A 20,416-nucleotide genomic window follows, 5' to 3' on the forward strand; every position below is an offset into this window, starting at 1 on the left:
GCCAATGCCGGCCGTGAGTGACTGCACCGAGATGCTCGATTCCGAGACCAAGGCCGTCGAAACGCCCGAAGATCACGCCGAAGAGCTTCGGCTGTGGCTGCGCCTGCTCACCTGCACGACCCTGATCGAGGGCGAGGTTCGCGGCCGCCTGCGGCAGCGCTTCGACGTCACGCTGCCCCGGTTCGATTTGATGGCACAGCTCGACAAGGCCCCCGACGGCATGACGCTGTCCGACGTCTCCAAGCGCATGATGGTGTCCAACGGCAACGTCACCGGCCTCGTCGAACGTCTCGTGGAATCCGGCCATCTCGACCGGCGCACCTCGGATACCGACCGCCGCGTCCAGGTGATCCGCCTCACGAAGCTCGGCCGAGCCGAGTTCCGCAGGATGGCTGCCGAGCACGAGACCTGGATTGCCGATCTCTTCGCCGACCTGACGCCGAAAGACGTGCGCGAACTGATGCGCCTCCTGGCGAAGACCAAGGCGTCCGCACAAAAATCGGCCGCGCGCGGGCGGCCCTGAGCCCGCATTCGGGCCGGCCCTCCAATCCCTTTTGCCGCAGGAAAAAGCACGCCGTGCCCAAAATCCCCTATTGCGCCAAATTGTTTTAAGCCTAAAATGTTTTTCCAGATAGTGCTGCCGGGTGCTTTCCATGCGCAAAGGAGCGTGCGATGGCCAACGCCGCCAAGGTTCAAGTCTCGGGCTCGCATGACGGCAATGCCGCGACAGCCCATGTCGATACATTCGCGCGGCAGCATCTGCCGCCGCCGGAATTGTGGCCCGAATTCATCTTCACGCGGCCGGAGCTGAACTATCCGCCGCGACTGAACTGCGTCAGCTATTTTCTCGATCGCTGGGTCGAGCAAGGGCATGGCGACGCACCTTGCGTCATCAGTCCCACCGTCAGCTACAGCTATCGCGAGCTGCAAGCGCTGGTGAACCGCATCGCCAATGTGCTGGTCGGCAAGTTCGGTCTCGTCACCGGCGAGCGCGTCCTGCTCCGCTCGGCCAACAATCCCATGATGGTCGCGACCTATCTCGCAGTGATCAAGGCCGGCGGCATTTGCGTCGCGACGATGCCGCTGCTGCGCGCCAAGGAGCTGTCCTATCCGATCCAGAAAGCGGCGATTGCGCTCGCGCTCTGCGACGGAAAGCTTTCCGACGAGATGGAGAAGGCGAAGCTGGCTGCGCCCGGTCTCAGGCACGTGGTCTATTGGGGCAATGGCGCGGCTCATTCGCTCGAGGCGCTGATCGCTGACGCGAGTCCGGAGTTTAGGGCCGTCGACACGGCTGCCGATGACATCTGCCTGATTGCTTTCACGTCGGGAACGACAGGCGATCCCAAGGGCACCATGCATTTCCACCGAGACATGTTGGCGGTCTGCGACGGCTATGCGCGCAATATCCTGCGCGCTGAGCAGAAGGATCGCTTCGTCGGCTCGGCGCCGCTCGCCTTCACTTTCGGTTTCGGCGGCGTGCTGTTCCCGATGCATATCGGCGCCTCCTTCGTGGTGCTGGAGAAGACGACGCCCGACGACATGCTGTCGGCGATCGAGCGGTACAAGACCACCGTCTGCTTCACAGCGCCGACCGCATATCGCGCCATGATCGGCAAGCTCGCTGGCCGCGACATCTCCTCGCTGCGCAAATGCGTCTCCGCCGGCGAGACGTTGCCGAAGCCGACATTCGAGGCCTGGCTCAAGGCCACCGGCATCAAGCTGATGGACGGCATCGGCTCGACCGAGATGCTGCACATCTTCGTCAGCGCGACCGAGGACGAGATCCGCCCCGGTGCGACCGGCAAGCCCGTTCCCGGCTATGAAGCCAAGATCGTCGACGATGATGGAAATGACGTGCCGCCGGGCACGATGGGGAATCTTGCGGTGCGCGGGCCGACCGGCTGCCGGTATCTGGCCGACGAGCGGCAGCGCAAATATGTCCGGAACGGCTGGAATATCACCGGCGACACCTATCTGATGGATAGCGACGGCTATTTCTGGTACCAGTCGCGCTCAGACGACATGATCGTGTCGGCAGGGTACAACATCGCGGGTACGGATGTGGAGGCAGCGCTGCTGACGCATCCTGCGGTCGTCGAGTGCGGCGTCGTCGGTGCGCCGGACGAGGCGCGCGGCATGATCGTGAAGGCCTATGTCGTTGCCGCCCCCGGCGTGACGCCGGACGCTCAGCTCGCAACCGAGTTGCAGGAGCACGTGAAGCGCGAGATTGCACCGTACAAATATCCGCGCGCGATCGAGTTCCTGACGCAGCTGCCGAAGACCGAGACCGGCAAATTGAAGCGCTTTGCCCTCAGGCAATTGGCGCAGGCCGCAGCGACGTCCTCGGGCGTCGCCGCAGAATGAGATGAGGATCAAGAATTGTCCGTGACGACGCCGAAAGGCCCACAGCTCGCGGTGCTGCCGACCGCGGCCGAAAACGACACCCGTCAAGGCGCGCAGGTGCTCCAGCCCTCGGGCTGGCCGATGCCGAAGGGCTACGCCAACGGCATGGCCGCCGAGGGGCGCATCGTCGTGACCGGCGGCGTGATCGGCTGGGATGCTGAGGAGCGTCTCGCCGACGGCTTCGTCGCGCAGGTCGCCCACACCCTGAGCAACATTGCCGCGATCCTGGCGGAAGGCGGCGCGCGGCCCGAGCATCTGGTGCGCCTGACCTGGTACGTCGTCGACATGGACGAGTACCTGACGAACTTGAAGGAGCTCGGCAAGATCTACCGTGCCGTATTCGGTGCACACTATCCGGCGATGGCGCTGGTTCAGGTCGTCCGGCTGGTCGAGAAGGCGGCGCGCGTCGAGATCGAGGCCACCGCCGTCATTCCCCGCTGAATCTGTTCAGCTCGCTTTGGCGAGGTCGTCGTCCTCCGGCGAGTTCAGGTAGACGCCCGACATCGTGTCGACCCAGCACAGATGGTCGTGCACCTTCTTCACGCCCTCGACATTCTCGGCGGCAACCACCGCGGCCTGCCGCGCCCGTTCCTCGGTGATGACGCCGCTGAGATGTACGATGCCGTCGCGAACGATGACGTTCAGCCCGAACGGGCACCAGTCGTTCTTCTCCATGGTATCGATGATGCGGACGCGAATGTGATCGTCGTCCGCGGTCGGATCCGGCACCTCGCGGGCGAGACCGGCCACCGCCTGAAGCAGATTGGCGCGCGTGACGATCCCGACGACCTTGTCGCCGCGCACCACCGGCAGGCGCTTCACATTGCTCCGTTCCATGAGATCGACGATCTCCGCGAGCGCGGTATCCTCGGTGATGGTGACGGGCGAAGCGGTCATCACCTCCGCGACCCTGCGGCCATGCTCGTGGACAAAGTCGCTTGCGGACTGGCCCGGCCCGAGGATGAACCGCAGCCAGCGGCCGCGCTTGCGTCCGGTGCCGATTTCGCTGCGGCGAATGAAATCCCCTTCCGAGACGACGCCGACCAGCTTGCCGGCTTCGTCGACCACCGTGAGGCCGCTGACATGCCGCGTCAGCATGATGTTCGCGGCCTCGACGATGCTGGTGTCGGGGGTAACCGAGATGACCGACCGGGTCATGATCTGGTGGGCGCGCATGGGAGAGCTCCGCAGGTTCGTTGGATGTCGAAGGAGAACCTAGCTCCGGCGTCGCGATGAGGCTTGACCCAGGTCAATCGGACGGAACCGCTTCTCCCTGGTTGAGCAATTGCGATCCGTGCCCGGAATTGATGCAGCTCAACACCTTTCCGAAATGCCTGAGCATATCCTGCCGCGAATATACATCAGCGTGCAGGAACCTTCCGTCATGAGCGTCGTGCAGATACTTCCGCGGGCCGGGCAGCCGGCGGCGCCGGAATCCTCCGTCGAACCTGTTGCGCGTGCCGCTTTCCCCGAGGGACCGGCCGGAAGGCCAGTCGCGGACTTGCAGCCTCGGGCAGAGCCACACCCGCTCGACCGCGCATTTCATGCGATGCTGGCTCGATTCACCGGCGGAATTTCACCGGCCGCCCTGTCTCTGGCCTGGCTCGATTGGAGTTCGCATCTCGCCGTCGCGCCGCAGCGCCAGATGGAGATCGCCCATAACGTCCTTCGCGACAGCGCCCGGTTCCTCGAAGCGTCAGTGCACGCGATCTCGCCGGGCCAAAAGCCGTGGTCGGTGATCCAGCCGCGGTCGCGGGATCGGCGCTTCAGGGAGCCGCAATGGGAGGCCGCGCCGTTCAATCTGCTGGCGCAAGCCTTTTTGCTCGGAGAGCACTGGTGGCACGATGCCACGACCGGCGTGCGCGGCGTCTCGCGCGCAAATGAAGCCATCGTCGAATTCTCGGTCCGCCAGATGCTCGATATGCTGGCGCCGTCGAATTTCGCGGCGACCAACCCGGAGGTGCTCGAGAAAACGTTGCGGAGCGGCGGAGAAAATTTCGTCTTCGGCTGGCAGAACTGGTGCAGCGATCTGACGCGCATGCTCTCGCTTGCAGCGCCGGCCGGCGACGAGCAGTTCGTCGTCGGGAAGACGGTCGCCGCGTCTCCCGGAAAAGTCGTCTACCGCAACGAGCTGATCGAGCTGATCCAGTATCATCCGACCACCGCGCAGGTACGGCCTGAACCGATCCTGATCGTTCCGGCCTGGATCATGAAATACTACATCCTCGATCTGTCGCCGGAGAATTCGCTGGTCAAATATCTGACCGGGCAGGGTTTGACCGTGTTCGCGATCTCCTGGCGCAATCCGGATGCAAAGGATCGGAACGTCGCCTTCGACGATTATCGCAAGCTCGGCGTGATGGCGGCGCTGGACATGATCGGGCGGATCGTGCCCGGCCGGACGATCCACGCGCTCGGCTATTGTCTGGGCGGCACGTTGCTGTCGATCGCAGCCGCTGCGATGGCGCGCGACGGCGACAAGCGGCTGGGCACCATCACCTTGCTTGCCGCGCAGACGGATTTCACCGAGGCGGGCGAGCTGACCCTCTTCATCAACGAGAGCCAGGTTGCCTTCCTCGAAGACATGATGTGGCAGCGTGGCTATCTCGATACGGCGCAGATGGCCGGTGCATTCGCGTTGCTGCGCTCCAACGATCTGATCTGGTCGCGGCTGTCGCGCGATTATCTGATGGGAGATGCGGGGCCGCCGAGTGACCTGATGGCCTGGAACGCCGACGCCACACGGCTGCCTTATCGCATGCATTCGGAATATCTGCGCAAGCTGTTCCTCGATAATGATCTCGCAGAGGGCCGCTATCGCGTCGACGGCAGGAGCATTTCACTCTCTGACATCCACGCGCCGTTGTTCGTGGTCGGCACGCTCGCCGATCACGTGGCGCCGTGGCGATCCGTGCACAAGGTTCACTATCAGGTCGATGCCGACGTGACGTTCCTGCTGACCAGCGGTGGACATAACGCCGGCGTCGTCGCGCCCCCGGACGAGCTCGGGCACAGCTATCAGGTCATGACCAAGCCTGCCGATGGGCCTTATGTCGATCCAGAAGAGTGGTTGAAGCTGGCACGGCATGTCGAGGGCTCGTGGTGGCCGGAATGGGCGCAATGGCTGGCGGCGCACTCGGGCGAGCCCTGCGCCCCGCCCCGGATCGGGGGCGATCTACCCGACGCGCCGGGCCAATACGTCCACACCTAGAGCATGATCCGGACCCGAAGGGCCGCGTTAGCGCAAAGTGCGTAGCGGTTTTCCGAACAGATCATGCTCAAACAACAACCTAAAGCGCGATGACGATTCGTCCCAATCTCATCGCGCTTTAATCCTCAGGCTCGGCATTCGGCGCGAGGTCGGAGGAGCGGAACGGCTTGGCCTTGTCCAGTTTGCGGTAGGCTTGCGCGGCGGTTCGCAGCAGCTTCTTTTCCCGCTTGCGGTTGAGGAAGCGGATGTGGGCCCCAGGGACGGCCTCGTTCAAGGATGCAGCCAGCGTCTGCCCTCGCGCATCGTCGTTCAGTTGTCCGAGGGACCTTTGCGCCTTGCGCAATTGCTTGAGGATCGACTTCTGCTTCGTCAGCGATTCCTCGGCAAAAAGATCCTGGAGCGATTCGATCGAATAGGTCAGTCGCTTGTTGAGCAGCCGCAGCTTGTGCCGCTTCTCGACGTCGAGCTTGCGGAGTTTGCGCGCTTTCTTGAGCAGCGTCTTTTCCCACTCCGTCAGTTTCGCCGTGGCATGGTCGGCGAGCGAGCAGCGGCGCAGCCTGATGGCCTCCTTGCTGCGCCGGGTCGACCAGGGGCCGCTCTTGATCCAGGCCGAGGTCTGCTCGACGAGGCGGCGATACCGTGCCGATTGCAGTGCGCGTGCCAGCAGGCGGTGGCTCTCGGCGCGCTTCTCGTCCCAGAGCTGGAGCTCGGCGATGACGGCGAGCTCCTCGCCGCTCTCGGCGACGACGCGCTCGATCGCCACGTCGAGGTCCCGCACCATGCCGAGCTGGCTGTGCAGCCATTTCAGCTCGGTCCAGACATTCGGCCGCAAGGCGTCGTCGACCATGGGCGCGAAAAAGCGGATCGCGGTGCGCAGATGCGTCAGTGCGATCCGGATCTGATGCAGCGCCTCCGGATCGCCGCGGCATGTGCCCTCATGCTGGGCGAGGACGGCATCGAGGTGACGGCGGGCAATGATCCGGAATGCGGTGTCGCAGGCCATGCCGGGGCTGAGGCGGCCGGGCAGGTCGCCACGTCGCGCCGCGGGCTTGGCGCGCGCGGCCGCCGTCGAACTCCTGGTGGGTCGCGCCATCTTAGCCCGCGCCAATCAGATTGCCCTATTTGCCCTCAGCGATCGCGTCGCGGCAGCGCTCCAGCGTCTGCGCTTGTGTCCCGGATGCATCGATGGTCGCCCAACCGACATGGCCGATATTATAGTGCTCTTGCAGCGCGGCAACCTCTTGCGTGGCGTCGGAAGCATCGGCCTGACGGCCGCCGATTCGCGCCTGGCGGGTGGCGAGGTCTGCGACCAGGAATAATCCATTGAGCGGCACGCCGCAGGCGCGGGCCAGGGCGGCCAAATCGTCCCGTTCGGATTCGCGCGCAAAGACGGCATCGACAATGGCAGAATGGCCTTGCGCCAGCACCTGCCGGGCGCGCTGCATCACCACCTCGTAGACGCGCGCCGTCACCTCGAGCCCATACGCGGAGGGCGGCAGCCGGTCGGTATGCCCGACCTGAAACAATTGCTTGCGAATGACGTCGCTGCGCAGCACGACAGCGCCCGGCTCGGGCGCCAGGGTGGGGGCCAGTGCGCGGGCGAGGACGGACTTGCCGGTGCCCGACAGTCCGCCAACGGCGATCAGGCGAGGGGCGGGCGGATGGATCAACGTCCGGGCAAGGTCGAAATAACGGCGCGCGTCGTCGAGAATTCCGGTCCGCTCGGCATCTGGCCGCTTCAGCCGCGCTAGCGCCACCTGCGCACGGATCGCCGCGCGGATCGACATGAACAGCGGCAGCGCGGCCAGGGCGTCGAGCGTTTCGACGGGCGCCATCGTCAGATACTGGTTCAGCACCGCGTTGGCCGCGTTCGTCTGGCCGTAGCGCAGCAGGTCCATCAGCGTGAACGCGAGATCGTAGAGCACGTCCACGGTTGCCATCTGCGCATCGAACTCGATCGCGTCGAACAGGACGGGCCGGCCGTCGATCAGCACGATATTGGCAAGGTGCAAGTCGCCATGACAGCGGCGCACGAAGCCACGGCGGCCACGCTCCTCGAGCGTGGCGCGCCGGCGCAGGAAGGCTTCGTGGGAGGCCTTGCCAAGCTGCTCGATCGCCGCCGCCTCGAGATGGTCGCCGGCGCGCAGCCCGGTGCTGTTGCCGTCGATCAGGTGGGGAATCGAAGTGATCCACGTAGCTCCATCCGCAATCGTGGCTTGCGCATGCGAGCCCGCGATCGCGTCCGCGATGGCTGCGGCCAGCTCGGCATCCAGCGGGCCCGCCTTGGCCAGATGATCAAGGGTGCGGCTTTCGTCGAAGCGGGCCATGTCGACCGCATACTCGATCGGCCGACCGCTGCCGCCGACCTGCACCGATCCGTCCGGCTCTTGTGTGATCGCCGCGACACGGTGATAGATTTGCGGGGCGAGCGGCCGGTTGATCCTGATCTCCTCCTCGCAGGCCGCCTTGCGCTTATCGAGCGTCGAGTAGTCGAGAAACGGAAATTTGACAGCCCGCTTGATCTTCAGCGCGCGTGTCCGGTCGAGAAACACCGAAGCGGCATGGGTGTCGATCCGTTTCACGCCGGGACGCGCGCCGAGCGCCTGGAAGACCCGTTCCTGGGTAGCAGAATCATCCGTCATCTCTGCGGGCATGTCCCGATAGGTCGGCGAGCGCTGAGGCGCCAAGCTACCCCTTAGAGCCGGATCGCGGCCAGTCCTTGACATCAATCAAGGCCCGCCGCCGGCGGCTGGTTCCTGCCTTGAGAAGGATCAAGGATCCCGACGAAAGGCAGCGTATCCTAACCGGCAAGGAGAATCCCGATGCCCATCAAGGATGTCTTTCTGCCACTTGTCGGCCAGCCGCGCGGGCCTCGCCTCGCAGCGATCGAGAAATGCGTGGCCGTGACCGCGGACCTCGGCGCCAGGATCACCGCGCTCGCGCTTGAGGACGAAGTTTTCGTGCGGCCGAAGGTCATACCCCCCGGCGATCCGGAGCCCGCGGAGGCCGGCGGTGCAAGCGTATCAAGCGACACGCAGCAACTCCTGAATGTCTTCACCGGTGCAGCCTCGCGAGCCAACATTCGCGCCCAGAGCCGATCGGCCAAGGTGCCGGCAGATCAACTCGCCTTGATCCTGGCCGAGCATGCGCGCTTTAGCGACCTCACCCTGGTCCCCGTAAAGCCGCATGACAGCGGAACGGAGCACATCATTGAGGCGCTGCTGTTCGAATCGGGGCGGCCGCTGCTGCTCTGCCCGGAGCAGCATGTGGACGAGCTGCGACCGGAATTCGAGAATGTCATGATTGCCTGGGATCACTCCGCCCGCGCCGCACGGGCTGTCGGCGATGCGTTGCCCATCCTTCAGGCCGCGGCGTCCGTACAGGTGCTCACGGTGGCGGACGACAAGACCGAGGCGATCACCCGATCCGGCATGAGTCTCGTCGATCATCTCAGGGAACATGGGATCCAGGCCTCGTTCGAAACGACGGAGGGCGGCGGCAGCTCGATCGGCAAGGTGCTCGGAAGCTGGGCGAATTCCCATGCCATCGACGCTATCGTGATGGGCGCCTATCATCATTCGCGCCTGAACGAGATCGTCTGGGGCGGTGTGACAAAGACCGTCATCGGCGAGCCACCATGCTGGGTTATGATATCGCACTAGCGCATGATCCGGACCCGAAGGGCCGTGTTAGCGCAAAGTGCGCAGCGGTCTTCCGAAAAGATCGTGCTCAAACAATAACCTAAAGCGCGATGACGATTCGTCGCAATCTCATTGCGCTTTAGGCGTGCGACCAGTCTTTCGACCAGACCTTCAACCATCGGAACCACCACCGGCCGGGCGCATTTGCTGTCATGTCCACCTATCGCCTGAAGAATCTGCTGTCGCCACGTTCGGTCGCGCTCGTCGGTGCGAGCGCCCGCCCGGTCTCGGTGGGGCGCGCCGTTCTGGAGAACATCCGCAAGGCGGAATTCAAGGGGCAGTTCGGCCTCGTCAATCCGCGCCATGCCGAGATCGCTGGCATTGCAGCGGTGAAGAATCTGGACAAGCTGCCTTTCGTCCCCGAACTGGTCGTCATCACCGCGCCGGCGCGCGAGGTTCCCGGCATTATCGACCAGGCGGGACGTCGCGGCTCGGCGGGGGCGCTGATCGTCTCGGCCGGGCTCGGACATGGACCGGGATCGCTGCAAGAGGAAGCCATCGCCGCGGCCCGTAAATACGGCATGCGGCTGATCGGGCCGAACTGTCTCGGCATCATGATGCCCGCCGTGAGCCTCAATGCCAGCTTCGCCGCGCACATGCCGGGCGCGGGAAATCTCGCGCTGATCTCGCAATCGGGCGCCATCGCGGGCGGCATGGTCGATTGGGCCGCGCAGCGCGGCGTCGGCTTCTCCGGCATCGTGACGATCGGCGATCAGATCGACGTCGATATTGCCGACCTGCTCGATCATTTCGCGATGGATCACAAGACCCGCGCGATCCTGCTCTACATCGAGGCCATCAAGGATGCCCGTAAGTTCATGTCGGCGGCGCGCGCCGCGGCACGGGTGAAGCCTGTCGTCGTGGTGAAGTCCGGCCGCATGGCGCAGGGGGCGAAAGCCGCGGCCACCCATACCGGCGCGCTCGCCGGCGCCGACGCCGTTTATGACGCGGCGTTCCGCCGCGCTGGCGTGCTGCGGGTCTCCGATCTGCGCGAGCTGTTCGATTGTGCCGAAACGCTCGGCCGCGTCGAATCGCCGGCCGGAAAGCGCCTTGCCATCCTAACCAATGGCGGCGGCATCGGCGTCCTCGCCATCGATCGGCTGGTCGAACTCGATGGAATTCCCGCTTCCATCTCGGCTGACGCTCGCGCGAAGCTTGATGCGGTGCTGCCGCCGACCTGGTCCGGCGCAAATCCCGTCGACATCGTCGGCGATGCGGATGCAGCGCGATATGCCGCGGCGCTGGAGGTGCTGCTCGCCGATCCCGACAACGATGCCGTTCTCGTCCTCAATGTGCAGACCGCGATCGCCTCGGCTGCCGATATCGCGGCGACGGTGACGGAGCTGGTCGGCAAGTACCGTAAGCAGCAGGGCCGATGGGCCAAGCCCGTGCTGGCCGCCTGGGTTGGCGCCGATCAGCGCATCATTCAGGCGCTCTCCGGTGCCGGTGTTCCGAACTACCCGACCGAGGATGATGCCGTGCGCGGCTTCATGCATCTTGTAAGGCATCGCGAAGTGGTGGAGGAGCTGAGCGAGGTTCCGCCGGCGATGCCCGACACGTTCGTGCCTGACGCCCGGGCTGCCAAGCAGATCGTCGCCGCTGCGATCGCCGACGGGCGCAGATGGCTCGAGCCGGTCGAGATCAAGCACCTGCTCGAAGCCTATGACATCGCGATGGTGCCGACCTATGCCGCTGACGACGTCGAGCAGGCGGTGGCCCGTGCGAATGAAGTGTTCGCGCAAGGCGCGACCGTCGTGCTGAAGATCTTGTCGCGCGACATCACCCACAAGTCGGATGTCGGCGGCGTCGTGCTCAATCTGACCACGCCGGAGGCGGTGCGCGCGGCTGCCACCGACATTCTCGCCCGAGCGCGCAAGCTGCGTCCCGAAGCCCGCATCGAGGGCGTCATCGTGCAGGCCATGGTGGTCAAGGCGAAGGCGCGCGAGCTGATCCTCGGCCTTGCCGACGATCCCACCTTCGGCTCAGTCGTCGTGTTCGGCCGCGGCGGGACGGCGGTGGAGATCATCAACGACAAGGCGCTGGCGCTGCCGCCGCTCGATCTGCAATTGGCCCGCGACCTGATCGAGCGTACGCGTGTGTCGCGGCTGCTGAAGGCCTATCGGGACGTGCCTGCGGTGAAGCAGGATGCCGTCGCCATGGTGCTGGTCAAGCTTGCCCAGATGGCGGCCGACATTCCCGAGATACGAGAGTTCGACATCAACCCGCTGCTCGCGGACGAGACCGGCGTAACCGCGGTCGATGCCCGTGTCGCGGTGGGGCCGCCGCAGCGCAAGTTCGCCGGCTCGGGACCTGCCAATTTCGCCGTTCGCGCCTACCCCTCGCAATGGGAGCGCCGCCTTGCGCTCAAGGACGACTGGCGCATCTTCGTGCGGCCGTTGCGTCCCGAGGACGAGCCGACCATCCACGAATTCCTGCGTCACGTCACGCAGCACGACCTCCGCCTGCGCTTCTTCGCGCCCATGAAGGAGTTCACCCACGAATTCATCGCGCGCCTGACGCAGCTCGACTATGCGCGCGCCATGGCCTTCATCGCGTTCGACGAGGCGACCAACGAGATGGTCGGCGTGGTCCGGCTCCATTCGGACTCGGTCTATGAGAGCGGCGAATATGCGATCCTGCTGCGCTCCGATCTCAAGGGCAGGGGGCTCGGTTGGACCCTGATGCAGCTGATCATCGACTATGCGAAGTCAGAAGGGCTGAAGACCATCTCGGGTGATGTGCTCCAGGAGAACACCGTGATGCTCGACATGTGTCGTCAGCTCGGCTTCGAGGTGAAGCCGGACCCGACCGAGCCGGAAATTTGCGACGTCAGGCTGAAGCTTCGCTAGAGCATGATCCGGATCCGGAGGACCGCGTTAGCGCAAAGTACGTAGCGGTTTTCCGCGAAGATCATGCTCAAACAATAACCTCAAGCGCGATGGTGATTCATTTTCATGCCATCGCGCTTTAGGACCGCGCCTCGGCCGACGTGGCAGCAGTGGCCTCCTTGGCCGTTTTCCGCACTCTTGACGATGATCGCGATCAGCGGCACCAGCACCGGCACGATCGTGCTGAGCGGATGGTGAACCGCGCCTGACACCTGGGCCTGAAGGGCGCGCGCCTCGAGCTGAAGGGCTTCGATGGACGTGCCGTGGATTTCATTGGCGAGCTCGATGTCGCGGCCGGACGGAGGACGACCGGCGACGACGAAGAGAATGCCCGCGATGAGGAAATTGGCGGCCCCGAGAATGGCGGCCGCCGCGATGGTGCTCCAGATCTGGACCAGCGCGAAATAGGCCGACAGCTCCAGCATCAGCAGCCCGAATGCCGCGATCAGAGCCGCAAAGGCGCGAAGGCCAAGGCCCGTCAGCAGATGGCGCAGCCTGATGTCCGCAATGATCCTGTCGGTGCGCCACAGCACGCGCAGGTGTTTGACGACATTTTCCGTGTTCACCTAGTGTCTCCTCAGCATGAAGCCGACGACCACGCCGAGCGCGAAGGCCGAGGCAAGCGATGTGATCGGGCGATCGGCAATCAGGCCCTGAAGCTGCTCCTGCTCGTCGCCGACGGTCTCGCCGAGCTCGGCAAGCGCGGCCTTGATCTGATCGGCGAGAATCTCAGCCCGCTCCTTCGAGCTGTCGAGCATCTCCTCGCCGGCGGCGCCTAGGAGGCGCGTGACATCCACCTTCAGCGCGCGAAGTTCGTCGCTCATCCTGTCACTGTCGAACATGGATATCGGTCTCCATTGAATAAAAAGACCCTAAGGGCCGCCAGCAGGGCCGTGCTTGATTTGCGTCAAGCCGCTCGGCGAGGGGATGGTCTTGAGGCAGGTCAAACCGGCCGTCATACCCTGGTCTAGAAATGCCGGTCGAATGGGGACCGGTTGTCCCGATGAGGTGAAGCGTGAACTCCGAACCGCTGTTGCTGGCAACGCCCTCCGGCGATGTGCTGAACCTGCGCCCGGAAGGGCCGTGGACCGCGGCCAATGTGTCGACGCTTGAAACGCTGTCCCGGTCGGTCGGAGCGGATGTCGATCGATCGACAGCCGTGACGCTCGACATTTCGGGCGTCAGCGCGCTCGACACGCTCGGCGCCTGGGTCCTGGAGAAGCTGTCACGCAGGGCCGCATCATCTGGCAGATCGGCGGAATTCGTCGGCGTCGCCGATCATTTCAGCGGCCTGATGGACGAGGTGCGCCAGGTCAACCGCCACACGCCGCCGCCTGCGCCTGCGCCAAATCCGGTTCTGCTCAGGCTGGGCGATCTCGGCAAGTCCACGGTCGGGGCGCGCGAGGACATCACCATCTTCCTGCAAATGCTCGGCGCCTTGTTCATGGCCGTGATCGGCGTGCTGCGCCGCCCACGGTCGCTGCGGCTGACCTCGCTGGTCTACCAGCTCTACCGCATCGGCTGGCAGGCCATCCCCATCATCGTGCTGATCACCTTCCTGATCGGCGCCATCATCGCTCAGCAGGGCTTCTTTCATTTCCGCAGGTTCGGCGCGGAGTCCTACACCGTCGACATGGTTGGCATCCTGGTGCTGCGCGAGCTCGGCGTCCTGATCGTTGCCATCATGGTCGCGGGGCGTTCGGGCAGCGCCTACACCGCCGAGCTCGGCTCGATGAAGATGCGCGAGGAGATCGACGCGCTCTCGACCATGGGCCTCGATCCCGTCCACGTCCTGATCCTGCCGCGCGTTGCCGCCCTCGTCATCGCGCTGCCGATCCTCGCTTTCATCGGATCGATCGCGGCACTCTATGGCGGTGGGCTGGTCGCGCAGTTCTATGGCGACATGGGGCCGGCGATCTACATCGCGCGGCTGCACGAGGCGATCTCCGTCACTCATTTCGAGGTGGGGATCCTCAAGGCGCCGTTCATGGCGCTGGTGATCGGGATCGTGGCGTGCAGCGAGGGCCTGCGCGTGAAGGGCAGCGCCGAGTCGCTCGGACGGCAGACCACGACGTCGGTGGTGAAGTCGATCTTCCTCGTGATCGTGCTCGACGGCCTGTTCGCGATCTTCTTCGCCTCGATCGGAATGTGACGATGGAGGCGACGCAAGAGGAGTTCGCGATCCGCGTCCGCGACCTCGTGGTCGGCTTCGGCCGCCAGACCGTGCTCGATCACCTGTCGCTCGACGTCCGCCGCGGTGAGATCCTCGGGCTGGTCGGCGCGTCCGGCGGCGGCAAGTCGGTGCTGATGCGGACCATCATCGGCCTCATTCCGCGCCAGGCCGGCACCATCGAAGTGATGGGACAGCCGATCGGCGGCCGCACGGAAGGCGCGGCCACGACATGGGGCATCCTGTTCCAGCAGGGCGCGCTGTTCTCCTCGCTGACGGTCCGGCAGAACATCCAGTTTCCGCTGCGCGAAAACCTGGTGCTGTCGCAGGAGCTGATGGACGAGATCGCGATCGCCAAGCTCGAGATGGTCGGGCTTCGCCCGCAGGATGCCGACAAATATCCGTCGGAGCTTTCCGGCGGCATGACCAAGCGCGTGGCGCTGGCGCGCGCGCTCGCGCTCGATCCGCCGATCCTGTTCCTGGACGAGCCCACCTCCGGCCTCGATCCGATCGCCGCGGGCGATTTCGACGCATTGATCGGGACCTTGCAAAAGACCCTGGGGCTCACCGTGTTCATGGTCACCCATGATCTCGCGAGCCTCACCACCGTCTGCGACCGCGTCGCCGCGCTTGCCGACGGCAGGATCGTCGCGATCGGCCCGATGCGCGAGCTGCTGCAATCCGAGCATCCCTGGGTGCGCGCCTATTTCCACGGCAAGCGCTCGCAGATGCTGCAACACGAGATGAGATGAGACATGGAAACCCGCGCCCCATATGTGCTGATCGGCAGTTTCGTGCTGGCCGCGATCGTTGCGTCTTTCGGCTTCGTCTATTGGCTGAACAACACCGGCGGCATCGGCCCGCGCACGAATTACCACGTGCAATTCCAGGGACCGGTGCCGGGCCTGCTGGTGGGCGCCGGCGTGCTGTTCAACGGCATCCGTGTCGGCGAGGTGACCCAGCTTGGCCTTGCTCCGGACAATCCGCGCTTCGTGAATGCGACAATCTCCGTGGCCTTGACGACGCCGGTGCGCACCGACACCAAGGTCGGGCTCGACTTCCAGGGACTGACCGGCGTGCCGGTGGTGACGCTGGAAGGCGGCACGATCGTTGCCAAATCCGGCGAGCCCGTGACCTTGATCGCGGAGGCCGGCGCAGGCCAGAGCATGACGCAGGCCGCGCGTGATGCACTGCGGCGGGTCGACACCGTGCTCGAGGACAATTCCGGTCCGCTGAAGGACACCATCGCCAACCTCAGGACGTTCTCCGACGGCCTCGCGCGCAACACCGGCAAGATCGACGGCATTTTGGCGGGCCTCGAGAAGATGACCGGTGGCGGAGCGCCCGCCCAGAAGATCACCTACGACTTGCGTACGCCGCAGGATCTCGGGCCGGCCGGCAAGACGCTGTCTGCGTCGCTGGCCATTCCCGAGCCGACCGCGGTCGCGATGCTCCAGACCCAGCGCATGTTGTTCTCGCCCGCGGGCGACAATCCGGGTTTTGCCGAATTCCTCTGGGCCGACAGCATTCCAAAACTGGTGCAGGCGCGCTTGATCGACAGTTTTGAGAACTACGACATTGCCCACGCGCCGTTGCGCACCACCGACCTTGGCCAGGCAGACTACCAGCTTCTGATCGACGTCAGGCGCTTCCGGATCGCCACGGAGGGCGAGAGGCGGGTCGAGATCGCCTTGTCGGCGCGGATCGTGGACAAGAGCGGCAAGGTAGTCGCATCCCGCGTCATTGACGCCAGCGAGAAGCTTGAAAAGGTCGAGCCGGCGGCAGCAGTCGCGGCATTTGATGCGGCTTTTGCCCGTATCGCCAGGGAACTGATCGGCTGGACGGTCCAGGCGGTCTAGCGGCATTGAGTTCCACATCAGAGCAAGGCGGCCATGCCCGCCAAAATTGATCTGGGTCAATCGCGTTTGTGGCAGCGCAGTAAAATGCAGCTGCGCGCGGTGACGCAGCTCCGGGGGCGGATCTGGACCGGCGCATGGAGCGGTGGATGAGAGCTTCCGTGGTGAGGATCGAGCCGAACGGGCATTTCTGTAGCGACTGCGCCGTACGCGGATCGGCGGTTTGCGCGTCGCTGGATGCAGCCGAGCTGAGGGAGTTCGAGCATCTCGGCCGCCGCGTCCACTTCGCCGCGGGCGAGACCGTGTTCTCCGAGGAGGACATCACGACCTCGTTCTACAACGTCCTCGAAGGCGTCATGCGGCTGTACAAGCTGCTGCCGGACGGCCGGCGGCAGATCGTGGGCTTTGCCTTGCCTGGCGCTTTCCTGGGGATGAATATCTCCGTCCGCCACAATTTTTCGGCCGATGCGATCGGCGCGGTGACCGTGTGCCAATTCGCGAAAACGCCCTTTGGCCGTTTCATCGCGGACCGGCCGCATCTGCTCAGGCGGATCAACGAGCTGGCGATTCGCGAGCTGAGCCAGGCCCGCGACCACATGGTCCTGCTCGGCCGCCGCTCTGCGGACGAGAAGGTCGCGACCTTTCTGCTCGGCTGGCGCGAGCGGCTGTTCGCGCTCAAGGGGGCGCCGGACACGGTCCCGCTTCCGATGAGCCGCCAGGACATCGCCGACTATCTCGGCCTGACCATCGAAACGGTCAGTCGTACCTTCACCAAGCTGGAGCGCCACGGCGCGATCGAGATCATCCAGGGGGGTATCGGCCTGCTCGACCCGGCTCGTATCCAGGCTCTGGCCGCGGCCTGACGGGTATTTTCGCGATGCTCGCGGATTTTTGATCCCGATCAATGACGCGGGCCGCCTGCGGCAAATAATGCCCTCGAACAATCCGGGAGGAGCATGATGCCGATTGATGCGGTGCTGATGAGCATTGTCGTCGTTGCGATCTTCGTCGCCTTCGCCGCAGCTCTGGCCTGGGCCGACCGGCAAACCAGCGCGGGCCGTCTCGGTCCGGATTCCAAGCGTCGAAGCTCCTGAGATCATCGTCAGGTCTGACGGTCGACTGCCCGATCCGCGCCTGAGCGATTCTGGGCCATTCGCCAGCGCGTCAACCCAACCAGCGGCTTGCGCAGCCCACAACTCTGCATCGATTCCGGCGCGTCGAGCATCCTTTGGATGCAGGCTTGCGGCATCTTGAGGGCATTTGCCTCAGACCATGCCCCGTGCTTTCCGGTTGAAAAGCCTGATAACGTTGACTACGCAGGAACCTCAGTGCCTCGAGTCTTAGGAGCCCGCGGCGTGCCTCAGGACAAGACCGGCGACCCCCGACAGTCGGCGGGCAACAAATTATCGGTCCTGCGCAAGCACCCGATCTTCGCGGATCTGGAGCCGGACGCGCTCGATCAGCTCTGCCGCTACGCCAAGCACACCACGGTGAAGCGCGGTGCGACCATCGCTGCCAAGGGCGATCCCGGCAACAATCTGTTCGCGGTGATCTCGGGGACAGTGAAGATTTCCTCTTCGTCGCCCGACGGACGGAACGCCATTCTCAATCTGATCGGCCCCGGAGAAATCTTTGGCGAGATCGCCGTTCTCGATGGCGCGCCGCGATCGGCGGACGCGACCGCCAACACCAATTGCGAGCTCTACATCATCGACCGGCGGGACTTCCTGCCGTTCGTGAAGAGCCAGCCGGCGCTGGCGATGAAATTCATCGAGTTGCTCTGCGCGCGGCTGCGCTGGACCAGCCAGCAGGTCGAGCAGGTGATCCTGCAAAACCTGCCGGGCCGGCTTGCAAGCGCGCTGCTCGGTCTCACCGAGGAGCGCAAGCTCGATTCCGGCAGCGGCACGCTCGCCATCACGCAGCAGGAGATCAGCGAGATGGTGGGGATGACGCGCGAGAGCATCAACAAGCAATTGCGTGCCTGGGCCGGTCGCAGCTGGGTCCGCCTCGAGCATGGCGCCATCGTCGTGCTCGACACCGATGCGCTGCGCGAGCTCGCCGAGAGTGGCCTCGACGGCGAGTGACGGCCTCGACCTAATTGTCGATGATGGCGACGGCGCGGGTCCAGCCCGCGGACGCCCGCTCGATCTTCACCGGAAAGCATGAGACGGTGAACCCGGTCGAAGGCAATTGATCGAGATTGTGCAGCTTCTCGAGATGGCAGTAACCGATGTGCCGTCCCGCCTTGTGCCCCTCCCAGATCAGGCCGGCATCTTTTGTTTCAGCATATTTCTTCGCGGTGTAGACGAACGGCGCGTCCCAGCTCCAGCCGTCGGTCCCGGTCAGCCGCACGCCGCGTTCGAGCAGGTACATGGTCGCTTCATAGCCCATGCCGCAGCCGGAATTGACGTAGTCGGCCTGGCCAAACCTGGCGCCGGCGCTGGTGTTGACGACGACGATCTCCAGCGGCGAGAGCGTATGGCCGATCCGCTTCAGCTCCGTCTCGACATCGCCAGCGGTCGCCACATAACCGTCAGGCAGGTGCCGGAAGTCCAGCTTCACGCCGGGCTGAAGGCACCATTCCAGCGGCACCTCGTCGATGGTCCACGACCGCTCGCCGCGATTCATGGTCGGATGGAAGTGCCAGGGCGCGTCGAGATGCGTGCCGTTATGGGTGGATAACGAGACCTGCTCGACAGCCCAGCCCTGTCCGTCAGGCAAATCCTGGGCCTTCAGGCCGTCGAAAAATTGCAGCATGCGGGGCAAGCCCTGCTGGTGATCGATATATTGGATCGCCGGATGATTGCCCGGCGGATCCGCCGTCACGTCGTTTCTGATCGGCACCGAAATATCGATCAGCTTCCGCGGCATGGGCATGTCTCCGAAATGGTCCGTTCTGCTTCGCAGCATCTAGAGGGGGCTCTGGCTGCGGCGTCAAGTAACGCGCCGGTGTGGATGACTTCGGAAAAACGTGATCACCCGCCGGCCGCCTCCCCGGGCACCGCGCAATCGATCGATGCAACTCAAGCATTGATCGATGCCGGATTTGGCTTGGACAGGGAATGCCGCCCGCCCTAGGGACGACAATGGCGCTTGACTTCGCACCTGGAGTGGAGCGACCCAAGGCGGCCCACAACCTGCCCGACAACGACATAATCACCTCAGGAGGAAAGCCCAGATGAAGACACTGACCGGTATCATCGCAGCCGCAGTGCTGGCGATTTCTGCGCCGCTGGCGACCGCACGCGATTTCCGTTCCGCCGACATCCACCCCGCCGACTACCCGACCGTCGAGGCCGTCAAGTTCATGGGCAAGCAGCTCGCGACCGCGAGCGGCGGCAAGCTCGGCGTGAAGGTGTTTCCCAACGGCGCCCTGGGCTCTGAGAAGGACACCATCGAGCAGCTGAAGATCGGCGCGCTCGACATGATGCGGATCAACGCATCGCCCCTCAACAATTTCGTGCCCGAGACCATCGCGCTGTGCCTGCCCTTCGTCTTCCGGGACACGCAGCACATGCGCACCGTGCTTGATGGGCCGATCGGCGACGAGATCCTCGCCGCCATGGAGCCCGCAGGCCTGGTCGGCCTTGCCTATTACGACAGCGGCGCCCGGTCCATCTACACAGTCAAGGCGCCGGTCAAGTCGCTCGCCGACCTCAAGGGTCTGAAGATTCGCGTGCAGCAATCCGACCTCTGGGTCGGCATGATCCAGAGCCTCGGCGCCAACCCGACGCCGATGCCTTATGGCGAGGTCTACACCGCGCTGAAGACGGGCCTCGTGGACGCTGCCGAGAACAACTGGCCTTCCTACGAGTCCTCGCGCCATTTCGAGGCGGCCAAGTTCTACAACGTCACCGAGCACTCGCTGGCGCCCGAAGTTCTCGTGATGTCCAAGAAGGTCTGGGACACGCTGAGCAAGGAGGATCAGGCGACGATCCGCAAGGCGGCCAAGGAATCGGTTCCGGTCATGCGCAAGCTCTGGGACGACCGTGAACAGGCCTCCCGCAAGACCGTCGAAGCGGCCGGCGTCCAGGTCGTGACGGTCGCCAACAAGCAGGAGTTCGTTGATGCGATGAAGCCGGTCTACGACAAGTTCGCCGGCGACGAGAAGCTGAAGGGCCTCGTCAAGCGCATCCAGGACACGAAGTAAGGCCACGGCATCGGGTCCGGTGTCGCCTGCGAGGCGA

The 20,416-nt window shown here is 64.5% G+C and carries 18 protein-coding genes and 1 pseudogene; 13 read left to right on the top strand and 6 right to left on the bottom strand.

All coding sequences use genetic code 11. The features are described from left to right. Positions 1 to 4: 4 nt before the first annotated feature. The 3 genes from AAFG16_RS16510 (at position 5) to AAFG16_RS16520 (ending at position 2,844) form a co-directional block, all read left to right on the top strand. The gene (locus AAFG16_RS16510; RefSeq protein ID WP_342739824.1) at positions 5 to 523 is read left to right on the top strand and encodes a MarR family transcriptional regulator; all 519 of its coding nucleotides are present in this window, start codon (positions 5 to 7) and stop codon (positions 521 to 523) included. 149 nt (positions 524 to 672) lie between these two features. Then, entirely contained in the window at positions 673 to 2,364 is a 1,692-nt protein-coding gene (locus AAFG16_RS16515; protein ID WP_342739825.1) for a benzoate-CoA ligase family protein, read from the top strand. A gap of 15 nt (positions 2,365 to 2,379) precedes the next feature. Further along, complete coding sequence (locus tag AAFG16_RS16520; protein ID WP_342739826.1) at positions 2,380 to 2,844, top strand: RidA family protein; 465 nt, start codon at positions 2,380 to 2,382, stop codon at positions 2,842 to 2,844. 6 nt (positions 2,845 to 2,850) lie between these two features. Here AAFG16_RS16520 and AAFG16_RS16525 read toward each other — a convergent pair whose 3' ends face one another. Beyond that, on the bottom strand, positions 2,851 to 3,579 hold the full coding sequence (locus tag AAFG16_RS16525; protein WP_342739827.1) for a CBS domain-containing protein: 729 nt from the start codon (positions 3,577 to 3,579) through the stop codon (positions 2,851 to 2,853). A 208-nt stretch (positions 3,580 to 3,787) separates the two neighbouring features. Between AAFG16_RS16525 and AAFG16_RS16530 the strand changes: the two genes are divergently transcribed. After that, positions 3,788 to 5,614 (top strand): alpha/beta fold hydrolase, encoded by a 1,827-nt coding sequence (locus AAFG16_RS16530; protein ID WP_342739828.1) that lies wholly within the window; start codon positions 3,788 to 3,790, stop codon positions 5,612 to 5,614. A gap of 118 nt (positions 5,615 to 5,732) precedes the next feature. On the opposite strand, the gene AAFG16_RS16535 is transcribed toward AAFG16_RS16530, so the two are convergent. Beyond that, positions 5,733 to 6,707 (bottom strand): CHAD domain-containing protein, encoded by a 975-nt coding sequence (locus AAFG16_RS16535; protein WP_342739829.1) that lies wholly within the window; start codon positions 6,705 to 6,707, stop codon positions 5,733 to 5,735. Positions 6,708 to 6,732: 25 nt separating this feature from the next. Next, on the bottom strand, positions 6,733 to 8,256 hold the full coding sequence (locus AAFG16_RS16540; RefSeq protein ID WP_342739830.1) for an AAA family ATPase: 1,524 nt from the start codon (positions 8,254 to 8,256) through the stop codon (positions 6,733 to 6,735). A 180-nt stretch (positions 8,257 to 8,436) separates the two neighbouring features. On the opposite strand from AAFG16_RS16540, the gene AAFG16_RS16545 reads away from it, so the two are divergent. Together AAFG16_RS16545 and AAFG16_RS16550 are read left to right on the top strand one after the other, a co-directional pair. Continuing rightward, positions 8,437 to 9,276 (top strand): universal stress protein, encoded by an 840-nt coding sequence (locus AAFG16_RS16545; protein ID WP_342739831.1) that lies wholly within the window; start codon positions 8,437 to 8,439, stop codon positions 9,274 to 9,276. A 191-nt stretch (positions 9,277 to 9,467) separates the two neighbouring features. After that, the gene (locus tag AAFG16_RS16550; RefSeq protein WP_342739832.1) at positions 9,468 to 12,164 is read left to right on the top strand and encodes a bifunctional acetate--CoA ligase family protein/GNAT family N-acetyltransferase; all 2,697 of its coding nucleotides are present in this window, start codon (positions 9,468 to 9,470) and stop codon (positions 12,162 to 12,164) included. Positions 12,165 to 12,282: 118 nt separating this feature from the next. Here AAFG16_RS16550 and AAFG16_RS16555 read toward each other — a convergent pair. After that, positions 12,283 to 12,769 (bottom strand): annotated as a pseudogene (locus AAFG16_RS16555) (phage holin family protein). Then, positions 12,770 to 13,045 carry a hypothetical protein gene (locus tag AAFG16_RS16560; RefSeq protein WP_342739833.1) on the bottom strand — a complete coding sequence of 92 codons (276 nt, stop codon included), beginning with the start codon at positions 13,043 to 13,045 and terminating at the stop codon, positions 12,770 to 12,772. Positions 13,046 to 13,218: 173 nt separating this feature from the next. Here AAFG16_RS16560 and AAFG16_RS16565 point away from each other — a divergent pair, with 173 nt between their 5' ends. The 6 genes from AAFG16_RS16565 to AAFG16_RS16590 all read left to right on the top strand — a co-directional run bounded on the left by AAFG16_RS16565 (position 13,219) and on the right by AAFG16_RS16590 (position 18,313). After that, a complete protein-coding gene (locus AAFG16_RS16565) occupies positions 13,219 to 14,355 on the top strand; it encodes an ABC transporter permease (protein ID WP_342739834.1) in 1,137 nt (378 codons plus the stop codon). A gap of 2 nt (positions 14,356 to 14,357) precedes the next feature. Further along, positions 14,358 to 15,125: an ABC transporter ATP-binding protein gene (locus tag AAFG16_RS16570; protein ID WP_342739835.1), complete on the top strand. Its 768-nt coding sequence runs from the start codon at positions 14,358 to 14,360 to the stop codon at positions 15,123 to 15,125. A 3-nt stretch (positions 15,126 to 15,128) separates the two neighbouring features. After that, on the top strand, positions 15,129 to 16,232 hold the full coding sequence (locus AAFG16_RS16575) for an ABC-type transport auxiliary lipoprotein family protein (protein WP_342739836.1): 1,104 nt from the start codon (positions 15,129 to 15,131) through the stop codon (positions 16,230 to 16,232). Between the two features lie 146 nt (positions 16,233 to 16,378). After that, positions 16,379 to 17,092, top strand: a complete 714-nt coding sequence (locus AAFG16_RS16580; protein WP_342739837.1) for a helix-turn-helix domain-containing protein — start codon at positions 16,379 to 16,381, stop codon at positions 17,090 to 17,092. 93 nt (positions 17,093 to 17,185) lie between these two features. Beyond that, positions 17,186 to 17,323 carry a hypothetical protein gene (locus AAFG16_RS16585; RefSeq protein ID WP_283087169.1) on the top strand — a complete coding sequence of 46 codons (138 nt, stop codon included), beginning with the start codon at positions 17,186 to 17,188 and terminating at the stop codon, positions 17,321 to 17,323. A 261-nt stretch (positions 17,324 to 17,584) separates the two neighbouring features. After that, the gene (locus tag AAFG16_RS16590) at positions 17,585 to 18,313 is read left to right on the top strand and encodes a Crp/Fnr family transcriptional regulator (protein ID WP_283085486.1); all 729 of its coding nucleotides are present in this window, start codon (positions 17,585 to 17,587) and stop codon (positions 18,311 to 18,313) included. A 10-nt stretch (positions 18,314 to 18,323) separates the two neighbouring features. Here the strand turns inward: AAFG16_RS16590 and AAFG16_RS16595 are convergent, their stop codons facing one another. Beyond that, on the bottom strand, positions 18,324 to 19,100 hold the full coding sequence (locus AAFG16_RS16595; RefSeq protein WP_342739838.1) for a cyclase family protein: 777 nt from the start codon (positions 19,098 to 19,100) through the stop codon (positions 18,324 to 18,326). Between the two features lie 307 nt (positions 19,101 to 19,407). On the opposite strand from AAFG16_RS16595, the gene AAFG16_RS16600 reads away from it, so the two are divergent. Continuing rightward, positions 19,408 to 20,379, top strand: a complete 972-nt coding sequence (locus AAFG16_RS16600; RefSeq protein WP_342739839.1) for a TRAP transporter substrate-binding protein — start codon at positions 19,408 to 19,410, stop codon at positions 20,377 to 20,379. Positions 20,380 to 20,416 lie beyond the last annotated feature (37 nt).

Source organism: Bradyrhizobium sp. B117 (assembly GCF_038969555.1).
Lineage (GTDB): Bacteria > Pseudomonadota > Alphaproteobacteria > Rhizobiales > Xanthobacteraceae > Bradyrhizobium.

Excerpts from the sequence above, each read along its gene's own strand:
- AAFG16_RS16545 (WP_342739831.1), top strand. The coding sequence starts at position 8,437 with ATGCCCATCAAGGATGTCTTTCTGCCACTTGTCGGCCAGCCGCGCGGG.
- AAFG16_RS16525 (WP_342739827.1), bottom strand. The coding sequence starts at position 3,579 with ATGCGCGCCCACCAGATCATGACCCGGTCGGTCATCTCGGTTACCCCC.
- AAFG16_RS16585 (WP_283087169.1), top strand. The coding sequence starts at position 17,186 with ATGATGCCGATTGATGCGGTGCTGATGAGCATTGTCGTCGTTGCGATC.
- AAFG16_RS16540 (WP_342739830.1), bottom strand. The coding sequence starts at position 8,256 with ATGACGGATGATTCTGCTACCCAGGAACGGGTCTTCCAGGCGCTCGGC.
- AAFG16_RS16550 (WP_342739832.1), top strand. The coding sequence starts at position 9,468 with ATGTCCACCTATCGCCTGAAGAATCTGCTGTCGCCACGTTCGGTCGCG.
- AAFG16_RS16535 (WP_342739829.1), bottom strand. The coding sequence starts at position 6,707 with ATGGCGCGACCCACCAGGAGTTCGACGGCGGCCGCGCGCGCCAAGCCC.
- AAFG16_RS16570 (WP_342739835.1), top strand. The coding sequence starts at position 14,358 with ATGGAGGCGACGCAAGAGGAGTTCGCGATCCGCGTCCGCGACCTCGTG.
- AAFG16_RS16515 (WP_342739825.1), top strand. The coding sequence starts at position 673 with ATGGCCAACGCCGCCAAGGTTCAAGTCTCGGGCTCGCATGACGGCAAT.
- AAFG16_RS16595 (WP_342739838.1), bottom strand. The coding sequence starts at position 19,100 with ATGCCGCGGAAGCTGATCGATATTTCGGTGCCGATCAGAAACGACGTG.
- AAFG16_RS16560 (WP_342739833.1), bottom strand. The coding sequence starts at position 13,045 with ATGTTCGACAGTGACAGGATGAGCGACGAACTTCGCGCGCTGAAGGTG.
- AAFG16_RS16575 (WP_342739836.1), top strand. The coding sequence starts at position 15,129 with ATGGAAACCCGCGCCCCATATGTGCTGATCGGCAGTTTCGTGCTGGCC.
- AAFG16_RS16600 (WP_342739839.1), top strand. The coding sequence starts at position 19,408 with ATGAAGACACTGACCGGTATCATCGCAGCCGCAGTGCTGGCGATTTCT.
- AAFG16_RS16530 (WP_342739828.1), top strand. The coding sequence starts at position 3,788 with ATGAGCGTCGTGCAGATACTTCCGCGGGCCGGGCAGCCGGCGGCGCCG.
- AAFG16_RS16510 (WP_342739824.1), top strand. The coding sequence starts at position 5 with ATGCCGGCCGTGAGTGACTGCACCGAGATGCTCGATTCCGAGACCAAG.
- AAFG16_RS16580 (WP_342739837.1), top strand. The coding sequence starts at position 16,379 with ATGAGAGCTTCCGTGGTGAGGATCGAGCCGAACGGGCATTTCTGTAGC.